Source organism: Amycolatopsis balhimycina FH 1894, assembly GCF_000384295.1.
Taxonomy (GTDB): domain Bacteria; phylum Actinomycetota; class Actinomycetes; order Mycobacteriales; family Pseudonocardiaceae; genus Amycolatopsis; species Amycolatopsis balhimycina.
Map to the genome: position 1 here is coordinate 3,980,353 of NZ_KB913037.1, position 16,980 is coordinate 3,997,332.

General features: G+C 70.2%; 19 protein-coding genes and 1 tRNA gene. 14 read left to right on the forward strand and 6 right to left on the reverse strand.

The genetic code is table 11. The annotated features are described in order from the left end of the window. Positions 1-48: 48 nt before the first annotated feature. From A3CE_RS0117310 to A3CE_RS0117325, 4 genes are read left to right on the forward strand one after another with little or no spacing between them, the layout of a single operon-like run. Entirely contained in the window at positions 49-1,152 is a 1,104-nt protein-coding gene (locus A3CE_RS0117310) for a sensor histidine kinase (RefSeq protein WP_020641365.1), read from the forward strand. Continuing rightward, a complete protein-coding gene (locus A3CE_RS0117315; protein ID WP_020641366.1) occupies positions 1,149-1,805 on the forward strand; it encodes a response regulator in 657 nt (218 codons plus the stop codon). Before A3CE_RS0117310 ends, A3CE_RS0117315 begins: the two co-directional genes overlap by 4 nt. Positions 1,806-1,851: 46 nt before the next feature. Continuing rightward, positions 1,852-2,697 (forward strand): alpha/beta fold hydrolase, encoded by an 846-nt coding sequence (locus A3CE_RS0117320; protein WP_020641367.1) that lies wholly within the window; start codon positions 1,852-1,854, stop codon positions 2,695-2,697. Positions 2,698-2,713: 16 nt separating this feature from the next. After that, positions 2,714-3,895: a PQQ-dependent sugar dehydrogenase gene (locus tag A3CE_RS0117325; RefSeq protein WP_020641368.1), complete on the forward strand. Its 1,182-nt coding sequence runs from the start codon at positions 2,714-2,716 to the stop codon at positions 3,893-3,895. Between the two features lie 226 nt (positions 3,896-4,121). Here A3CE_RS0117325 and A3CE_RS0117330 read toward each other — a convergent pair whose 3' ends face one another. After that, on the reverse strand, positions 4,122-4,853 hold the full coding sequence (locus A3CE_RS0117330; protein WP_020641369.1) for an SDR family NAD(P)-dependent oxidoreductase: 732 nt from the start codon (positions 4,851-4,853) through the stop codon (positions 4,122-4,124). A gap of 30 nt (positions 4,854-4,883) precedes the next feature. On the opposite strand from A3CE_RS0117330, the gene A3CE_RS51210 reads away from it, so the two are divergent. After that, a complete protein-coding gene (locus tag A3CE_RS51210; protein ID WP_020641370.1) occupies positions 4,884-5,387 on the forward strand; it encodes an isochorismatase family protein in 504 nt (167 codons plus the stop codon). Further along, complete coding sequence (locus A3CE_RS0117340; RefSeq protein ID WP_020641371.1) at positions 5,384-5,776, forward strand: NUDIX hydrolase; 393 nt, start codon at positions 5,384-5,386, stop codon at positions 5,774-5,776. The genes A3CE_RS51210 and A3CE_RS0117340 overlap by 4 nt, the downstream gene beginning before the upstream one ends. A 7-nt stretch (positions 5,777-5,783) precedes the next feature. On the opposite strand, the gene A3CE_RS0117345 is transcribed toward A3CE_RS0117340, so the two are convergent. From A3CE_RS0117345 to A3CE_RS0117355, 3 genes are all read right to left on the reverse strand, one after another. Further along, entirely contained in the window at positions 5,784-6,518 is a 735-nt protein-coding gene (locus A3CE_RS0117345) for a GNAT family N-acetyltransferase (RefSeq protein WP_020641372.1), read from the reverse strand. A 135-nt stretch (positions 6,519-6,653) separates the two neighbouring features. Beyond that, positions 6,654-7,250 carry a TetR/AcrR family transcriptional regulator gene (locus A3CE_RS0117350; protein WP_026468579.1) on the reverse strand — a complete coding sequence of 199 codons (597 nt, stop codon included), beginning with the start codon at positions 7,248-7,250 and terminating at the stop codon, positions 6,654-6,656. 92 nt (positions 7,251-7,342) lie between these two features. After that, positions 7,343-8,308: an acyl-CoA desaturase gene (locus A3CE_RS0117355; RefSeq protein ID WP_026468580.1), complete on the reverse strand. Its 966-nt coding sequence runs from the start codon at positions 8,306-8,308 to the stop codon at positions 7,343-7,345. Positions 8,309-8,515: 207 nt separating this feature from the next. Between A3CE_RS0117355 and A3CE_RS0117360 the strand changes: the two genes are divergently transcribed. From A3CE_RS0117360 to A3CE_RS56545, 5 genes are all read left to right on the forward strand, one after another. After that, positions 8,516-8,587, forward strand: a tRNA-Gln gene (locus A3CE_RS0117360). A 35-nt stretch (positions 8,588-8,622) separates the two neighbouring features. Next, entirely contained in the window at positions 8,623-10,377 is a 1,755-nt protein-coding gene (locus A3CE_RS0117365) for a GGDEF domain-containing protein (RefSeq protein ID WP_020641375.1), read from the forward strand. A gap of 107 nt (positions 10,378-10,484) precedes the next feature. After that, positions 10,485-11,951: a bifunctional UDP-N-acetylglucosamine diphosphorylase/glucosamine-1-phosphate N-acetyltransferase GlmU gene (gene glmU, locus A3CE_RS0117370; protein WP_020641376.1), complete on the forward strand. Its 1,467-nt coding sequence runs from the start codon at positions 10,485-10,487 to the stop codon at positions 11,949-11,951. Positions 11,952-11,953: 2 nt separating this feature from the next. Continuing rightward, positions 11,954-12,934 carry a ribose-phosphate diphosphokinase gene (locus A3CE_RS0117375; protein ID WP_026468581.1) on the forward strand — a complete coding sequence of 327 codons (981 nt, stop codon included), beginning with the start codon at positions 11,954-11,956 and terminating at the stop codon, positions 12,932-12,934. 77 nt (positions 12,935-13,011) lie between these two features. Further along, on the forward strand, positions 13,012-13,146 hold the full coding sequence (locus tag A3CE_RS56545; protein WP_020641378.1) for a hypothetical protein: 135 nt from the start codon (positions 13,012-13,014) through the stop codon (positions 13,144-13,146). Positions 13,147-13,209: 63 nt separating this feature from the next. Here A3CE_RS56545 and A3CE_RS0117385 read toward each other — a convergent pair whose 3' ends face one another. After that, a complete protein-coding gene (locus A3CE_RS0117385; RefSeq protein WP_020641379.1) occupies positions 13,210-13,851 on the reverse strand; it encodes an NAD(P)-dependent oxidoreductase in 642 nt (213 codons plus the stop codon). A gap of 98 nt (positions 13,852-13,949) precedes the next feature. Beyond that, positions 13,950-15,044, reverse strand: coding sequence for a hypothetical protein (locus A3CE_RS0117390; protein WP_020641380.1), 1,095 nt, complete (start codon positions 15,042-15,044; stop codon positions 13,950-13,952). Positions 15,045-15,405: 361 nt separating this feature from the next. On the opposite strand from A3CE_RS0117390, the gene A3CE_RS0117395 reads away from it, so the two are divergent. The 3 genes from A3CE_RS0117395 to A3CE_RS59305 are packed head-to-tail and all read left to right on the forward strand — an operon-like array spanning position 15,406 to position 16,952. Further along, the gene (locus A3CE_RS0117395; RefSeq protein ID WP_020641381.1) at positions 15,406-16,005 is read left to right on the forward strand and encodes a 50S ribosomal protein L25/general stress protein Ctc; all 600 of its coding nucleotides are present in this window, start codon (positions 15,406-15,408) and stop codon (positions 16,003-16,005) included. A gap of 9 nt (positions 16,006-16,014) precedes the next feature. Further along, positions 16,015-16,608, forward strand: a complete 594-nt coding sequence (gene pth, locus A3CE_RS0117400; RefSeq protein ID WP_020641382.1) for an aminoacyl-tRNA hydrolase — start codon at positions 16,015-16,017, stop codon at positions 16,606-16,608. A 20-nt stretch (positions 16,609-16,628) separates the two neighbouring features. Then, positions 16,629-16,952: a DivIVA domain-containing protein gene (locus A3CE_RS59305; RefSeq protein ID WP_020641383.1), complete on the forward strand. Its 324-nt coding sequence runs from the start codon at positions 16,629-16,631 to the stop codon at positions 16,950-16,952. Positions 16,953-16,980 lie beyond the last annotated feature (28 nt).

Below are 16,980 nucleotides of genomic sequence, written 5' to 3' on the forward strand. Positions count from 1 at the left end.
CCCGGACAGGCCCCCGGCATTACGTTCGGGGGTGTGGAACGACTCGTGATGTGGGTACGCCGGCACCGGTGGACGGTGGACCTGCCGCTGTACGCCGTGTTCCTCCTGCTGGGCCCGAACTGGAACGGCACCGGTTCGTGGGGCCTCCGCGCGATCCCGCTGCTGTTCCTGCTCCCGTTGCTGCTGCGCCGCCGGTTTCCGCGCACGGTGGCGGTCCTGATCATCGCCGGAGCGGCGGCGGTGTACTTCGACGAGATCTGGGCGTACGACCGCGGCCGCACCGAACTGGCCATGGCGGTCGTGCTCTTCACCCTCGTGAAGCTGGGGCACCGGTGGTTCGCTGCGCTGATCGCCTTCGCGATCGTCGTGCTCGACGTCCAGTGGGTAACCCTCTACGCGCCGGAAACCGGGAACCCGACCTTGACGATCGCCGCCACTCTCCCGCTGCACATCGCGGCGTGGGCGCTCGGCGAGTTCTTCCGCACCAAGGAAGAGCTCACCGCGGAGGAGGAGAAGCTCGCCGAGGCCCAGTCGCGCGCGGCGGTCGCGGAAGAACGCACCCGGATCGCGCGCGAGCTGCACGACGTGCTGGCGCACAGCATGAGCGTGATCGTGCTGAACGCCGAGGGCGCGAAGCTCGCCCGGCGTCGCGATCCCGCGGCCGTCGACCGCACGCTCGACACGATCGTCCACACCGGCCGGGACGCGCTGGCCGAGCTGCGGCGGCTCCTCGAAGTCCTGCACGCCGGCCAGGCGGCGCGCAGTCCCCAGCCGACGCTCGACGAACTGCGCGGGCTCGTCGAGCAGTCCGGACGCGACGTCACGCTCGACGTCACCGGTGACCCGGGCACCCTGCCCGCGAGCGCCGCGCTCCAGGCTTACCGAATCGTCCAGGAGGCACTGACCAACATGATCAAGCACGCCCCGGCCGACGCGACCGGCCGCGTCAGCGTCGCCTTCGAGCCACCCGAAATCCGGATCGAGGTGACCAACACCGGCGGCCGCGCGTCGCCGGCCCCGGCACTGCCGTCGTCCGGGCGCGGCCTGGCCGGGATGCGCCAGCGCGTCGAGATGTACCACGGCGAGCTGTCGGCCGGGCCACTGCCCGACGGCGGATACCGCGTCTGCGCGAGCCTGGTGGTCCGGCCGTGACCACCAGGATCCTGCTCTGCGACGACCAGCAGCTGGTCCGCGTCGGGCTGCGCATGATCGTCGAAAGCCAGGACGACCTCGCGGTCGCGGGCGAGGCCGCCAACGGCGAAGAAGCCATCGCGATGGCCCGCGAGCTGCGGCCGGACCTGGTGCTGATGGACATCCGGATGCCGGTGCTGGACGGCGTCGCGGCGACCGAGCGGATCTGCGCGGAGCTGCCGGACGTGCGCGTCCTCATCATCACGACCTTCGACCTCGACGAGTACGCGTACGCCGCGTTGCGCGGCGGTGCCAGCGGTTTCCTGGTGAAGGACGCGCCCTCGGAAGAGATGCTCGTCGCGATCCGCGGTGTGCTGCGCGGCGATTCGATGGTCTCGCCGTCGGTCACGCGGCGGCTGCTCGACCGGTACCTCGCCGACGACCGCGACCCCGTGGACGTCGAGAAGCTCGGCGTGCTGACCGAACGCGAGAAGGACGTGCTGGGCCTCATCGCGCGCGGGCTGTCGAACGGCGAGATCGCGGCGAAGCTGTACATCGGCGAGACGACGGTGAAAACGCACGTCGGCCGGATCCTGGGCAAGCTGGGGCTGCGCGACCGGGTCCACGCGGTGGTCTTCGCGTACGAGTGCGGGTTGGTGCGCCCTGGTTCCTGATCAATCCCTATCTATCCCTTTGGTAAGGTGGTTTAGAGTACTTTGCATGACCATATACAAGTCGGAAGACGGGGCTCGCCTCCTCCGCGAGCGGTACCTCGACGCCCTGCGGGCGTGGCCAGGTCCCCGTGACGAAGTACGCGTACCGACGCCCGAAGGCGAGACGTTCGTCCTGGTCGCGGGACCGGCCGAAGCCCCACCGCTGATGCTGCTCCACGGCTCCGGGAGCAACTCCGCGGAGTGGGCCCACCGGATCCCGTCGCTGACCGGACGGTTCCGCGTGTACGCGGTCGACATCATCGGTGAGCCGGGGATGAGCGCCCAGACGCGGCCGCCGCTCGACAGCGACCGGTACGCACGCTGGCTGGACGTCGTGCTGGACCACTTCGGCGTCGCCAAAGCGGCCTTCCTGACGTCGTCGTTCGGCGGCTGGCTCGCCCTCGACTACGCGACCCGGCGGCCGGAGCGCGTCGCCGCGCTGGCTCTGCGGTGCCCGATCGGCATCGGCCCGATGAAGAAGGGGTTCGTCGTCAAGGCGGTCCTGCTGACCCTGCTCGGCGAGAAAGGGCGGCGGAAGTCCGTCGCCGGCGTGCTGGGCGAACCGGCGTCGTCGCCGATCGTGGCGCACCAGCTGCTGGTGTCCGCGAACTACCGGTACCGCACCGGGCCGTTCCCGGTCTTCGGCGACGCGGCCTTGGGCCGGCTGACCATGCCGGTGTACGCCGTCGCCGGAGCGGAAGACGCCATGGTCGACTCCGCGACGACGAAACGACGGCTCGAAGCGGCGGGTGCCGTGGTGGACCTGGTGCCCGGCACCGGGCACTACCTCCCTGGCGAAGCGGACCTGGGCTTCCTCACCCACGCGGCGGCGAACGGCGATTTCACCGCTTGATGGCAGGATGAGCCGTATGCGGCGTGTGCTGGCTCTCATCGGCGTGGTGTCTTGGGCGGTCCTGGGCTGTTCGGGGGCGGCCAGCGCGCCTGTCCAGAGCGTGCCGCCCGCTCCCACCCCGGCCGCGGCGACCGGGAAGTTCAAGGTCGAAACGGTGACCGCCGGCCTCGAACACGGCTGGGACGTCGGCTTCCTGCCCGACGGCGGCATCCTCGTGCCACAGCGGCCCGGCAAGCTCGCGCTGATCCGCGACGGCAAGGCGTCCGAGGTGCGCACCGACTTCTCCGACGTCCTCGTAAACGGCGAAGGCGGGCTGCTCGGCATGGCCGTCAGCCCCGACTTCTCGACCAGCCGCGAGTTCATCACCTGCCAGGACCACCAGGAGGGCGGCAAGGCCGTCGACATCCGGCTGGTCACGTGGCGGCTGGCCGACGACGGCGCGAGCGCGACGAAGGTGAAGAACCTGCTCACCGGGCTGCCGGTGAACCCCAGCGGCAGGCACTCCGGCTGCCGCCCGACGTTCGCCCCGGACGGCGCGCTGCTCGTCGGCACCGGCGACACGGCGAAGTCGACGATCGCCCAGGACCGTCACTCCCTCGGCGGCAAGGTGCTGCGGCTGGACGCGAAGACCGGGAACCCGTTGCCGGACAACCCGTTCATCACGTCGGCGAACCCGCGCGAGCGGCTGATCTACACCTACGGCCACCGCAACGTCCAGGGCGTGGCGATCCGGCCGGGCAGCGGCCAGGTGATCACCGCCGAGCACGGGCCGACGTTCGACGACGAGGTCAACCTGCTCAAACCCGGCGCCAACTACGGCTGGGACCCGTCGAAGGGCGGCACCGACCCGAGCTACGACGAGAGCGTGCCGATGACCGACCTCAAGCGGTTCCCGGCCGCAGTGAGTCCACTGTGGACGTCCGGGAAGATCACCGAAGCGATCAGCGGCGACGCGTTCCTGACCGGCGCGCAGTGGGGCCCGAACGACGGCGCACTCGTCGTGGTGGCGCTCAAGGGCCAGAAGCTGCTGCTGTTTCACCTGGACCCGGCCGGCAAGGTCCTCGACGTCTCGCTGCCGCCGGAGTTCAACGACAAGTTCGGCCGCCTGCGCGCGGTCCGCAGCGGCCCGGACGGCGCGCTTTACGTGACGACGTCCGACGGCACCGACGACAAGCTGCTGCGGGTCACCCCGGCCTGACCGTGCGAAAGCCACGGCCGCGCGGTGCCGTGGACACTTCCGCCCGGGCGGCGGATCGCGGACCATGGTGTGCACCAGAGGTTTCGCCCGTCCCCGACGCGTGTTGGACGCGGTCCGAAGAAAGCGTTCCCGCGGCAGCACCGCACCGGTCCCCCGAGCGCCACCGCCGACCTGGCGTTCCGGGGACCGGCTCCAAACCGTGCCGTCCGGGCCGGACCGGCAGCGGCTAGCGTCCCAGGTGGGCGCCGCCGTTGACGTGCACGACCTGACCGGTGACGTGCCCGGCGGCGGGACTCGCCAAGAACGTCACGACGGCGGCGACGTCGTCCGGCGTGCCCGGGCGCTTGTTCATCGTGTTGCCGACGAGCCACTCCCGGCGGCGGTCGCTCAGCTGCCCGTGGAAGAACTCGGTGTCCCCGATCAGTCCCGGCGCCACGATGTTCGCGGTGATCCCGCGCGGGCCGAACTCCCTGGCCACGCTGACGTTCCAGCCCTCGACCGCGGCCTTCGCGGCACCGTAGGACCCGGCGCCGGTGTGCGCGGCGATCGAGCCGATCGTGATGATCCGCGCCCCCTCGGCGAACCGTTCGCGCAGCGCGTGGGTGACGAGCGCGGCACTGACCACATTGGACCGCAGGTTCCGTTCGAACGCGGCCGCGAAGCCGGCCAGGCCTTCCGCGTCGCCGTTCTCGTCCAGGAAGTCCGTGTTGCCCCCGGCGTTGTTGACGAGCACGTCGACGCGGTCGGGCAACTCCGTCAGTGCGGCTTCGAGGGCCGCGGGATCGGCGGCGTCGAACACGACGGGCCGCGCGCCCGAGAGCGTCGCAGCTTCGGCGAGCACCTTTTCGCGGCGCCCGGTGATCGTGACGCGGTCGCCCGCGCCGGCGAAGGCGGCCGCGACGGCGTACCCGATGCCCGTGCCGCCGCCGGTCACCACGACTTCCCTGGTGTTCCCCATGCCCCCGACCTTAGTGCCTAGGATCGGGTCATGACGAAGATCGACCCGGCCACCGCCGCGCTCCTGCTGATCGACCTGCAGGAACGGGTCGTGACGTTGCCGACCACGCCGTACACCGGCGAAGAAGTCGTCGCGAACGCACTGCGGCTGCGCGCCGCGTTCCGCCGGGCCGGAGCGCCGGTGGTGATCGTGAAGGTCTCGCGGCCGGGCAACCCGCCGGGCAACGAGCTGGTCTTCGAGCCCGGCGACGACAAGATCGTCACGAAGTACACGATCGGCGGCTTCGCGGGCACGGACCTCGACGAGTTCCTCCGCGGCGCGGGCATCCGCACGGTGGTGTTCGGCGGCATCGCGACGGAGTTCGGCGTCGAGTCGACCCTGCGCGCGGCCGCCGACCACGGCTACGACACGGTCGCGGTGTCCGACGCGATGACGGCGCTTTCGGGAATCTCGCACGAAAACGCGATCACGAAGATCTTCCCGCGGCTGGGCACGGTCGTGACGACGGACGAGGCACTGGCCGGGCTGGCGTGATCGACAAGATCGCCTGGCTCCACGTGGTGGACGGCCGGATCCTGAGCACGCGCTCACGCGGCAAAGACGTCTACTACCTCCCCGGCGGCAAGCGCGAGCCCGGCGAGTCGGACGTCGAAACGCTGGTCCGCGAGATCCGCGAAGAACTCGACGTCGAGATCGCGGTCGAATCGATCACCCCGGCAGGCACGTTCGAGGCGCAGGCGCACGGCCACGCGGCGGGCACGCGGGTCCGGATGACCTGCTACACCGCGGAGTACCGCGGAACCCTCGAGGCGAGCAGCGAGATCGAGGAAGCCGCGTGGCTGGAATACGCCGACCGCGGCCGGGTTTCCGCGGTGGACAAGCTCATCTTCGACCACCTGCACGACACCGGGCAGCTCACCTGAGCAACGCCTACCGGGCATTCGCCGTACCGGCCCGGGTTTTGACGAGCGGCGCGTCCCGCGACAGTTCCCGGAACCCGACGCTGTAGTACAGGTCTCGCGCCTGCGTCGGCGTCCCCATGCTGGCGACCGTCGCGTGCCTGGCCCCCGCGGCCAGTGCCAAGTGCAGCCCGTGCACCAACAGCGCCCTCGCCAGGCCGCGGCGCCGGTAGGCCGGGTGCGTACCGACCGGCTCGAACTCGACGGTCTCGTTCACGTCGTCGAGCCACATGATCGCCGAACACGCCATCGTCCCATCCGGGGCTTCCACCAGGATGTGCAGGTCGCCGCGGTATCCCGGCGCCCGCCGGACGCCCTCGTACGACGAAACCGTGTACGACGTGGGTGCCCAAGCGTCCACATGAGACTGGACCGCGGCGTCCGGGCCGGCCTCCGAGGCGGTGTCGAGCAACCCCGCGTGGCCGGGATCCACCTGGTACGCCAGATAAGCACCGGTGATGTCCTTCGCCGACCCGTCGCTCAGCCGGACCCGGCGCGGGAGCTGGGCCCAGCCCCAGGCCACCAGCTCCGCGCCGGAGAACCACAGCCGGTGCCGCCGGCTCTCCCCGTGCACGGCGTGGTCCTTGCCCCAGTTCCAGGCCAGCTCGCCGAACGACGCGTCGGTGTTCACCAGATCCGGGCGGGTCGCGGCGACCCGCTGTGCCAGCCCCTGCATGAGCCGGACGTCCTCGGTGGTCAGAGCCATACCCACCACTGTGGCAGGGCCGTCGAACGGTTTCCGCTACTGTGCCGATCGTTACCAATCCGACCACAGTCACGGCCGAATGGGTTCGTAGCAACGGTTACGTGCCGCGTGGGGGTCGGCCCACTTTTGGCCGGATTAGTAACCCAGCCGGAGCTTCGGCTTGTGCTCCAGGTGCGAAAGCCCGTTCCACGCCAGGTTGACCAGGTGCGCGACCACCTCGTCGCGCTTGGGCTTGCGCGCGTCCAGCCACCACTGGCCGGTCAGCGCGACCATGCCCACCAGCGCCTGCGCGTACAGCGCCGCCAGCTTCTCGTCGTAGCCGAGGGATCCGAACTGCTGGGCCAGGATGTGCTCCACCTGGCTCGCGATGTCGTTCAGCACGGTGGAAAACGTCCCCGTCGAGCTCGCCACCGGGGAATCGCGGACCAGGATGCGGAAGCCGTCGTGGGAGTCCTCGACGTACGAGAGCAGCGCCGTCGCCGCCTGCTCCAGCATCACCCGCGGGTGACCGCCGTGCAGCGTCGAGATCATCCGGTCGAGCAGCAGCTGCGTTTCGCGGTCGACGACCACCGCGTAGATGCCTTCTTTGCCGCCGAAGTGCTCGTAGACCACGGGTTTCGACACGTTGGCGCGGTGCGCGATCTCCTCGATCGACGTGCCGTCGAAACCCTTCTCGGCGAACAGCGCCCGTGCCACGTTCAGCAGCTGCTGACGCCGCTCCGTCCCGGTCATCCGGACGCGGGTCACCGGGACGGCCGGACGTGCCCCGGTGACCTGCTCACGCTTCGAACGTCGTCTCGCCGCCATCGGGGCAGCCTAGTTGCCTAGCTCTTTTCCGTGGCGATTCGGGCCAATCGCTGCGGCGTCGGCCAGCGCACGTCGTGCACCCAGCCGAACTTCTCGAAGATCCAGATCAGCCGCGCGGAAATGTCGATCTGGCCGCGCTTGACGCCGTGCCGCGCGGACGTCGGGTCGGCGTGGTGCAGGTTGTGCCACGACTCGCCGAAGGAGAAGATCGCCAGCGGCCAGAAGTTCGCCGACTTGTCACGGGCGGCGAACGGGCGCTCGCCGATCATGTGGCAGATCGAGTTGACCGACCAGGTCACGTGGTGCAGCACGCAGATGCGGACCAGTCCGGCCCAGAAGAACGCCGTCACCGCGCCCCAGAACGACCACGAGATCAGGCCGCCCATCAGCGCCGGCAGCAGCAGGCTCACCAGCGCCCACAGCCAGAACAGGTCGTCGACCTTCTTGATCGCCGGGTCCTTGACCAGGTCGGGCGCGAAGCGCTCGGCGTTGGTCTGGTCGCGTTCGAACAGCCAGCCCATGTGCGCGTGCCAGAAGCCCTTGGCGATGGCCCACGGCGAAGTGCCGAACGCCCACGGCGAGTGCGGGTCACCGTCGCGGTCGGAGAACGCGTGGTGGCGGCGGTGGTCGGCGACCCAGGTGATCACCGGGCCCTGCAGGGCGATGCTGCCCGCGATGGCCATGAACACGCGCAGCCACTGCTTGGCCTTGAAGGAGCCGTGCGTGAAGTAGCGGTGGTACGACACGGTGATGCCGAGCCCGCTGATCGCGTAGAACAGCACGAAGACGCCGACGTCGACCCAGCTCAGGCCCCAGCCCCAGGCGAACGGCACGGCGACCAGCAGGGCCACCAGCGGCGCGATCACGCCGAAGTAGACCGACAGCTGCACGCCGATTCCGCGCGTTCCTTCAATGACAGGTTTGGGCCCCTTGGGAGCCGAAGGTTCTCCGGTGGGCTGAGAACGGTCGAGCGTGGCCGTCATACGCTTCACTTCTTCCTACGCAGGCACGCCTTCTTACCAAGGGCGCCCTAACCTACGATGCCGTAAGTTACGGTACAGGAGGTTCGGGCGGCTGGGGAGAGCCCGAACTCACACCGGCACTTCGGAACCCGGGTACCCGGCGGACAGCCGCATAACGCATCCCCCGCGCGGACGACACCCGATCGTCGCTATCCTGACCAGGATCGATCCGCCGTAGTGTAATCGGCAGCACTTCAGATTTTGGTTCTGACAGTTCAGGTTCGAATCCTGGCGGCGGAGCAGCAGAAAGACCCGAAGCCCCACGACACGGGAGGTTGGCGCTGACCGAAGAGGCGACCGACCCGGTGGCGGCCAGGCGGCCGGCGCTGGCCGAGATGTCCGATGCCTGGATCGTCGGGCGCGCGCGGGAGCTGAACGCCGCGGTCCAGCGCCACGAGTACACCCAGCAGCTCGAGATCGTCGCGATGATGGACGAGCTGCTCGACGAGACCCAGCGGCGTGGTGAACCCCTGCTCGTGGCCCAGCTGCTGCGATCGTCGGCCCTCGCCCGGCTGGCCACCAAGGGCCTGGCCGCGGAGGCCGAGCCCCGGCTCGACGAGATGCTCGCGCACACCCGGCGGCACGGCATCGCCCTGCTGCGGGCCGACGCGCACGCGCTGCGCGGGCGGCGCCTCGTGGTCGCCGCGCAGGAGGACGCCGCGCTCACCGAGATCGCCAGGGCGCTGGCCATCCTGGACGACTCCACCATCCCGGACCGGCAGGTCGGGCTGCGCAACTGGAACCGGCTGCTCTCCTCGACGCTGATCGACTGCTGGCTGGTGCTCAACCAGCTCGGCGTCTACGAAGCGGCGGAGGAGGCGATCGGCCGGGCCGCCGCGGCGATCCGCGAGAGCGCGAGCCCGCACGACATCGCCCTGCAGCTGATCAACCGCATCAAGATGCTGCTCGGCTGGGGCCTGCGGCTGGAGCGCATCGACGAGTACGACGAGAGCGCCGCGAAGTTCCGCACCGCGGCGTCGATGGGGGCGGCCGCCGAAGGCCCGTTCGCCGAGTCGCTGTTCCCGCGCAAGGCGAACGTCGCGGCGATCGACCAGGTCGGCGTCCTGGCCGCGGCACCGGCGCTGAACCAGCCGGGAGCCGAGCACATCGAGCGGCTGGAGAACCTCTACGCCGAGCGCGCGTTCGGGCACGACCGGGAGATCGTCGCGATCGCGCTGGCGCGCTGCCTGGACAAGGAGGGCCGCCGCGAAGAGGCCCTCACGGTGTTGCGCGAGACCCGCCAGTCCATCTCGGACGACACGTCGCAGCCGTCGATGCGGCTGAACATCGCCCGCGAGCTGGCCCGGCTCGACACCACCCCGGACTACGCGTCCGGGGCCAGCGAATCGCTGATCGACTACGCGCGGCGCCTCGAATCCGAGATGTGGAGCCTGCGCGAGTCGCAGATCGCCACGCTGAACGCCCGCCGCGAGCACGAACGGCTGTCCGCCGAGCACGGCGCGATCACCCAGCAGGCCCTGCAGGACCCGCTCACCGGCCTGCCGAACCGGCGCGCGCTGGACGAGAAGCTGCGCCAGCTCGCGTCCTCGGCCGACGCGCAACCGCTGGCGGTCGCGCTGGTCGACCTCGACGGCTTCAAGGGCGTCAACGACAAGCAGTCGCACGCCGAGGGCGACAACGTGCTGCGTGTCGTGGCGAGCACGCTTCGTGACGCCCTGCGCGGCGACGACCTGGTGGCGCGCTACGGCGGCGACGAGTTCATCGTCCTGCTTCCGGGCACGCCGGCGTCCGCGGCGAAGATGGCGCTCGGCCGCGCGGTGAAGTCCGTCGCGGGCCTGCCGCACCACCTCTCGCACGGCGTCACGCTGTCGATCGGGCTGGTCTCGCTGCGGCCGCAGGAGCGCGGCGAGCAGGTCCTCGCGCGCGCGGACGCGGCCATGTACCAGGCGAAACGCGGGGGTGGCAACCAGGTGGCGTCGGCCAACTCGATGGCCGCCGACCCGGCCGCCGCGTGGGCGGGCGAGGCCGCTCCGACCGACCCCACGTGGGACGCCGAAGAGCACAGTTAGGATCTGAGCCCGACTAAAGCGTCACTTTCACGTGAAAGTGACCTGGAGGCCGCCTCCGGATCACTTTCACGTGAAAGCGGCGACCGGAGCCATCGTTGGGAGCGCCGTTGACCGGCCCGCTGAGCACGTTGATCCTCGCCGCGGGTGAGGGCACCCGCATGCGTTCCTCGACGCCGAAGGTGCTGCACCCGATCGCCGGGCGGCCCTTGGTCGAGCACGCCGTCCGGGCCGCCGCCGGACTGAACCCCGAGCACCTCGTGGTGGTGGTCGGTCACGGCCGCGAGGCCGTCGGCGAGCACCTCGCCCACGTCGGCGAAACCCTCGGGCGCGCCGTCGGCACGGCCGTGCAGGACCAGCAGAAGGGCACCGGCCACGCGGTGTCCTGCGCACTCGCGACCCTGCCGCCGGACCTCACCGGCACCGTGCTCGTCAGCTACGGCGACGTCCCGCTGCTCGACACCGCGACCCTGGGCGCGCTGCTCGACGAGCACACCGAGGCGAAGAACGCGGTCACGGTGCTCACCTCGGTGGTCGCCGACCCGAGCGGCTACGGCCGGATCGTGCGCGACAGCGCGGGCAAGGTCACCGGGATCGTCGAGCACAAGGACGCGACGCCGGACCAGGCGGAGATCACCGAGATCAACTCGGGCGTGTACGCCTTCGACGCCGCCGTGCTGCGCGACGGCCTCTCGCGGCTGTCGACCGACAACGCGCAGGGCGAGCTGTACCTCACCGACGTGCTGGGCATCGCGAACGGCGACGGGCTCCACGTCGGCGCGCTCGTCGTCGACGACCCGTGGCTGACCGAGGGCGTCAACGACCGCGTGCAGCTCTCGGCGCTCGGCGCCGAGCTCAACCGCCGGATCGTGCGGCGGTGGCAGCGCGAGGGCGTCACGATCGTCGACCCGGCCTCGACCTGGATCGACGCCGGCGTGACCCTCGCCCGTGACGTCGTCGTCGAGCCCGGCGTGCAGCTCAAGGGCACCACGTCGGTCGGCGAGGGCAGCACGGTCGGGCCGGACAGCACGCTGACGAACGTCACGATCGGCGCGGGTGCCTCGGTGGTGCGCGTGCACGGCTCGGACTCGGAACTGGGCGACGGCGTCACCATCGGCCCGTTCACCTACCTGCGGCCGGGCACGAAGCTCGGCGTCAAGGTGAAGCTGGGCGCGTTCGTCGAGACGAAGGCCGCCGAGATCGGCGCCGGCACGAAGGTGCCGCACCTGACCTACGTCGGCGATGCCACGATCGGCGAGCACAGCAACATCGGCTGCTCCAGCGTGTTCGTGAACTACGACGGCGTGAACAAGCACCGGACCGTTATCGGGTCGTATGTCCGCTTGGGTGCCGACAACACCTTCGTCGCCCCGGTGCACATCGGTGACGGCGCTTACAGTGGTGCGGGTGCCGTGATCCGCGAGGACGTCCCGCCGGGCACACTCGCGGTGTCGGCGCCGCCGCAGCGCAACATCGAAGGCTGGGCTATCCGGCGCCGGCCGGGTACACCCGCGGCGGAGGCGGCCCAGGCCGCCCTCGACGCCGATTCAGCAGCAGGAACCGACGGGGAGTCGTGAGCATGAGCCAGAAGCAGGGCACGCCGAAGAAAAACCTGATGCTCTTCTCCGGGCGCGCACACCAGGAGCTCGCCGAAGAGGTCGCGGTCCACCTCGGCGTGAAGATCACCCCGCAGACGGCGCACACCTTCGCCAACGGCGAGCTGTTCGTCCGGTTCGAGGAGTCCGTCCGCGGCACCGACGCCTTCGTCATCCAGGCCCACACCACGCCCATCAACGAGTACGTGATGGAGCAGCTGATCATGGTGGACGCCCTGAAGCGGGCGAGCGCCAAGCGGATCACCGTGGTGATGCCCTTCTACCCGTACGCGCGTCAGGACAAGAAGCACAAGGGCCGCGAGCCGATCTCGGCGCGGCTGATCGCGGACCTGTTCAAGACCGCGGGCGCCGACCGGATCATGACGGTCGACCTGCACACCGCGCAGATCCAGGGCTTCTTCGACGGCCCGGTCGACCACCTGATGGCCCAGACCGTGCTGGCCGACCACATCAAGAAGACCTACGGCGACGCGGACATCACGGTCGTTTCGCCGGACTCGGGCCGCGTGCGGCTGGCCGAGAAGTGGGCGCAGACGCTGGGCGACCGGCCGATCGCGTTCATCCACAAGACGCGCGACCCGGACAAGCCCAACCAGGCCGTGGCGAACCGCGTGGTCGGCAAGGTCGAGGGCAAGGTCTGCGTGCTGATCGACGACATGATCGACACCGGCGGCACGATCGTGAAGGCGACGGAAGCGCTGATCGACGAAGGCGCGGCCGACGTCGTCATCGCGACGACCCACGGCATCCTGTCGGACCCGGCGACCGAGCGGCTTTCGCAGTGCAAGGCGCGCGAGGTGATCGTGACGAACTCGCTGCCGATCCCGGCGGAGAAGCGGTTCCCGGGGCTGACGGTCCTGTCGATCGCGCCGATGCTGGCCGAGGCCATCCAGCAGGTCTTCGAGGACGGCTCGGTGACGTCGCTGTTCGACGGCAACGCCTGACGCTTTGAAAGGCGCAGTCCTTCCGCCGGGCGCGAAATCCCGCGCCCGGCGGATCTTCCGGCACTAGCGTGCCGGCCATGGGGAAGTTCGAGTTCGGCGTCAGCCTCCGTGAAATCGGCAGCCGGGACGCCTGGATCGCGAAGTGCCGCCGCGCCGAGGAGCTCGGCTACGACGTCATCGCCGTGTCCGACCACCTCCAGGAAAGTCCGTGAATGGCACATTGAGGGACTTAGAGTCCCTCAATGTGCCATTCACGGACTTGAAGCAGGGAACTCTCAGTAGGCGACGGTGAAGCGCGCGCGGCGGTGCTTCGGCTGCTCGATCTCGTCGACGTACGCGGTCGCGAAGTCGTCGCCGCCGATGTGCGACTTGCCGTTCTCGTCGGTCAGCAGGACGTCGCCGCCGATCCGGAACTCGCCCTTGCGCTCGCCGGCGGTCCAGGCGCCGAACTCGGCGGCCGGGCTGACGTAGAACCAGTCGAGGTCCTCGGGCTGCTCGCGCAGCAGGGACAGCACCTCGGCGTGGCTGCCCGCCTCGTCCTTGTACTCGTCCGGGAACTCGGGGGTGTCGAACAGGCGCGGGCCGCCCTCGGCGACGAGCAGGCTCGCCGCGCCGCCGACGAACGACAGCCGGGCGCCGTTCTCGCGGGCGACCCGGACCAGCCCGGGCACGGCGTCGATCAGCTTCTTGCCGTCGATCGCGCGGGCCGGGGTGGCGACCACGATGACGTCCGCGTCCTTGGCGACCTGCGCGACGAGCTCCTCGTCGTGCAGCGAACCCTGCCGCTCGTCGACCCCCTCGGGCACCGAACCGGCGTTCCGCGCGACGCCGGCCACTTCGTGCCCGCGCCGCAGCGCCTCGGCGCCGATCTTGCCCCCGGCGTACCCCGTCGCACCGAAAACCACCAGCTTGGCCATGAGATCTCCTCGTTCGTCGTCGGCCTTCACGGCCGATGGTAGGAACGGAAGATCGCCTACTTCAACGGAAGCAACACACCTGGGGGTAGGCGTCCAGGTCAGCCGCCCAGGCTCGCGAACTCCGCGGCCACCTTCTGCTTCACCGCGTTGACGTCGAGGGCCGCGCGGACCTCCGCGATCGCGTTCGGCTTCGAGAGCACCTGGTAGCTCGCCGTGCGGTTGGGCAGCTTGAACTTCACCGCGCAGGACAGCTTGATCGTCGCGTACGGCTCCGCGTCACCGGCCGTCGTGCACGTCTGCGCGCCGAGCGCCTCCGCGCTGACCTCGACCGAGAGGGTGATGTGCACGACGCTCTTCCCGCCGGAGGCCGGCGAGCCGACCACGCTGTTGGAGATGTCGACCGTCGTCGTGCACGAGCCGACGAAGTCCTTGCAGTCGAGGCTGTCGTTCGTGACGACGGCGCTCGCCTGCACCAGTCCCTCGAACGGCTGACCCAGCCCGCCGAGGGTGCCGTCGAGGTCGGTGTGGAACGCCTTCAGCGGGTCACCGGTGAGCGGGGCGACCTGGAACTCCGCGCCGAACTTCGGGCCGGCCTGCGGATCGAGCAGCGCGGGGGCGAAGCTGACGACACGGTTCGGCTTGGCCGTGGTGACGCGCAGGACGCTCGGCGCGGCGCCGAGCCGGTAGACCTCGGTGCCGTCGGGGAGCTTCTCCTTGACCGGGTCGCTCAGCCGGTCGAGCCCGGCAAGTGCCTTGCGCAGGCCGTCGGCGAGCACGGGCGGGGCGAACCGGGCCGCCGGGTCGAAGGGCAGTTCCGAGCCGAGCGAGCGCACCCAGCTCGTGCCGAACTGCGACTCCTCGTCGATCGCGTGCGCTTTCCAGTAGTCGGCGTCGGCCTGCAGGTAGAACTGGCCGCCCGCGGCCGTCACCTGGACGAAGCGGCCGTCGAGCGGCAGCCCGCCGACGGCGCTGCCGCCGCGGGTCACCCGGAACTGCTGGTCGGCGCCCTTGACCGTGGACTTCAGCGCCACTGCGGGCGCCTGGCCCAGCGCGGTGAGGGCCCCCTCGACCGCCGCGCGCTGCTCGGCGCGCCGGTCGGCCGTCTGCTGGTCGGCCGCGGAGACCCCGGCGGTGCCGGCGACCGCCACCTGGCAGCCGGACAACAGCCCGCCCAGCAACAGCACCGCCGCCACCCTGCTCCGTCGAGCCCGCATTTCCGCCCCCTGCTCTCCCGCTACGCCGAGCACACCTCAAGCCGGTGTCTTCCGCCACCGGATTTGTGTCGTCACATACCGGGTTCAAGGAGGGTTCTAGCCTGGTGCGGGCCCCCGCCGCAACCCACCGTGATGAGGTTGGTTTACACTCTTGAGGTTGTCTCGGCGAGGCGGGGCCCTTCTGGGGTGCCCGGCGTGATCGACGCGGCGGCTCGAGTAGCCCCCGTCGTCGTGCACGCCCGGAAACTCGCCGCCGAAACTTCCTGAACACAGTCGTCGAACAAAGCAACGGCTTCCCCCCGCCGCAGCATGCTGTCTTGATTTGAAGGAGTGCCACACCGTGTCCGAGGTACGTCTGTCCGTCGAGCCGCGCACCGAGTTCGGCAAGGGCGCCGCGCGCCGCACGCGTCGCGCCGGCAAGATCCCCGCCGTCCTCTACGGCCACGGGTCGGACCCGCGGCACTTCGCGCTGCCCGCGATCGAGTTCGCCCGCGTCGTCCGCGAGAACGGCTCGAACGCCGTCATCACGCTGGACCTGGAGGGCTCGGTCGAGCTGGCCCTGACCAAGACCATCGTGGTCCACCCGCTGAAGAACTACATCGAGCACGTCGACCTGCTGGTCGTGAAGAGCGGCGAGAAGATCGTCGTCGACGTCCCCGTCGTCGTGACCGGCAACCCCGGCCCGGGCGGCCTGGTCAACCAGGACGTCGACACCCTGCAGGTCGAGGTCGAGGCGCTGCACATCCCGGAGCAGTTCGAGGTCTCGATCGAGGGCCTCGAGGTCGGTTCCCAGGTCCTGGCCGGACAGGTCGAGCTGCCCCAGGGCGCCACCCTGGTCACCGACCCGGAGTCGCTCGTCGTGGCCGTCAACGAGCCGCAGCGTGAAGAGTCCGGCGACGACGCCGAAGCGGGCGAAGAGTCGGCCGAAGCCGCCGAATAGCATCACCGCATGACCGAAGACCTGCCCGGGGCCGGCGAGCTGATCCTGCTCGCCGGCCTCGGCAATCCCGGACCCCAGTACGCCGGAAACCGGCACAATGTCGGGTTCATGGTGCTGGACGAGCTCGCCACCCGCGTCGGCGGCAAGTTCAAGACGCACAAGACCGGCGGCGAAGTCCTCGAGGGCAGGCTGGCCGGCCGCCGCGTGGTGCTGGTGAAGCCGCGCTCGTTCATGAACCTCTCCGGTGGGCCGGTGGCCGGCGCGGCGAAGTTCTACAAGGTGCCGCCGTCCGGCGTGGTCGTGGTGCACGACGAGCTCGACGTCGACTTCGGCGCGCTGAAGCTCAAGTTCGGCGGCGGCGACAACGGCCACAACGGACTCCGTTCGATCACGAAGTCGCTGGGCACCCGCGACTACTACCGGGTGCGCTTCGGCATCGGCCGCCCACCCGGCCGTCAGGACCCCGCGGACTTCGTGCTGAAGGACTTCTCGACGGTCGAGCGCAAGGAGCTCCCGTTCGAGGTGGACCGCTGCGCGGACGCGACCGAGGCACTGGTGGGCACCGGCCTCGCGGCCGCGCAGAACTCCTTCCACGCGGGTTGACCTGGATGCGAGGTGAAGCCATGACTCCCGAAGAAGCCCGGTCGGTCGCGTTCGGCAAGCCCAGGATCGGCCGGCGCGGCTACAACGAAGACGAAGTGGACGCCTTCCTCGACCTCGTCGCGGAGGCGCTGGCCGGGCGGAACATCCTGACCCCCGACGACATCCACTACGTCGAGTTCACGATCATGCCGGTCGGCATGCGCAGCTACGACCAGGCCCAGGTCGACCTGTTCCTCGACGAGGCCGAGGCGGCCCTGGTGGAGCTGCGCACCCCGCCGCCGCCGGCGGTGGCCGACGAGCCGCAGCGGCCGCCGAGCACCCGGAAGTGGTTCGGGCGCGGCTGACCGCGCGTCTTTCAGGGGTTCCGGGTGG

Bases quoted from the DNA above. Each gene is read 5' to 3' on its own strand.
- A3CE_RS51210 (WP_020641370.1), top strand. From the start codon at position 4,884: ATGACGAAGATCGACCCGGCCACCGCCGCGCTCCTGCTGATCGACCTG.
- A3CE_RS59305 (WP_020641383.1), top strand. From the start codon at position 16,629: ATGACTCCCGAAGAAGCCCGGTCGGTCGCGTTCGGCAAGCCCAGGATC.
- A3CE_RS0117350 (WP_026468579.1), bottom strand. From the start codon at position 7,250: ATGACCGGGACGGAGCGGCGTCAGCAGCTGCTGAACGTGGCACGGGCG.
- A3CE_RS0117375 (WP_026468581.1), top strand. From the start codon at position 11,954: ATGAGCCAGAAGCAGGGCACGCCGAAGAAAAACCTGATGCTCTTCTCC.
- A3CE_RS0117345 (WP_020641372.1), bottom strand. From the start codon at position 6,518: ATGGCTCTGACCACCGAGGACGTCCGGCTCATGCAGGGGCTGGCACAG.
- A3CE_RS0117355 (WP_026468580.1), bottom strand. From the start codon at position 8,308: ATGACGGCCACGCTCGACCGTTCTCAGCCCACCGGAGAACCTTCGGCT.
- A3CE_RS0117385 (WP_020641379.1), bottom strand. From the start codon at position 13,851: ATGGCCAAGCTGGTGGTTTTCGGTGCGACGGGGTACGCCGGGGGCAAG.
- A3CE_RS0117310 (WP_020641365.1), top strand. From the start codon at position 49: ATGTGGGTACGCCGGCACCGGTGGACGGTGGACCTGCCGCTGTACGCC.
- A3CE_RS0117330 (WP_020641369.1), bottom strand. From the start codon at position 4,853: ATGGGGAACACCAGGGAAGTCGTGGTGACCGGCGGCGGCACGGGCATC.
- pth (WP_020641382.1), top strand. From the start codon at position 16,015: ATGACCGAAGACCTGCCCGGGGCCGGCGAGCTGATCCTGCTCGCCGGC.
- A3CE_RS56545 (WP_020641378.1), top strand. From the start codon at position 13,012: ATGGGGAAGTTCGAGTTCGGCGTCAGCCTCCGTGAAATCGGCAGCCGG.
- A3CE_RS0117320 (WP_020641367.1), top strand. From the start codon at position 1,852: ATGACCATATACAAGTCGGAAGACGGGGCTCGCCTCCTCCGCGAGCGG.
- A3CE_RS0117325 (WP_020641368.1), top strand. From the start codon at position 2,714: ATGCGGCGTGTGCTGGCTCTCATCGGCGTGGTGTCTTGGGCGGTCCTG.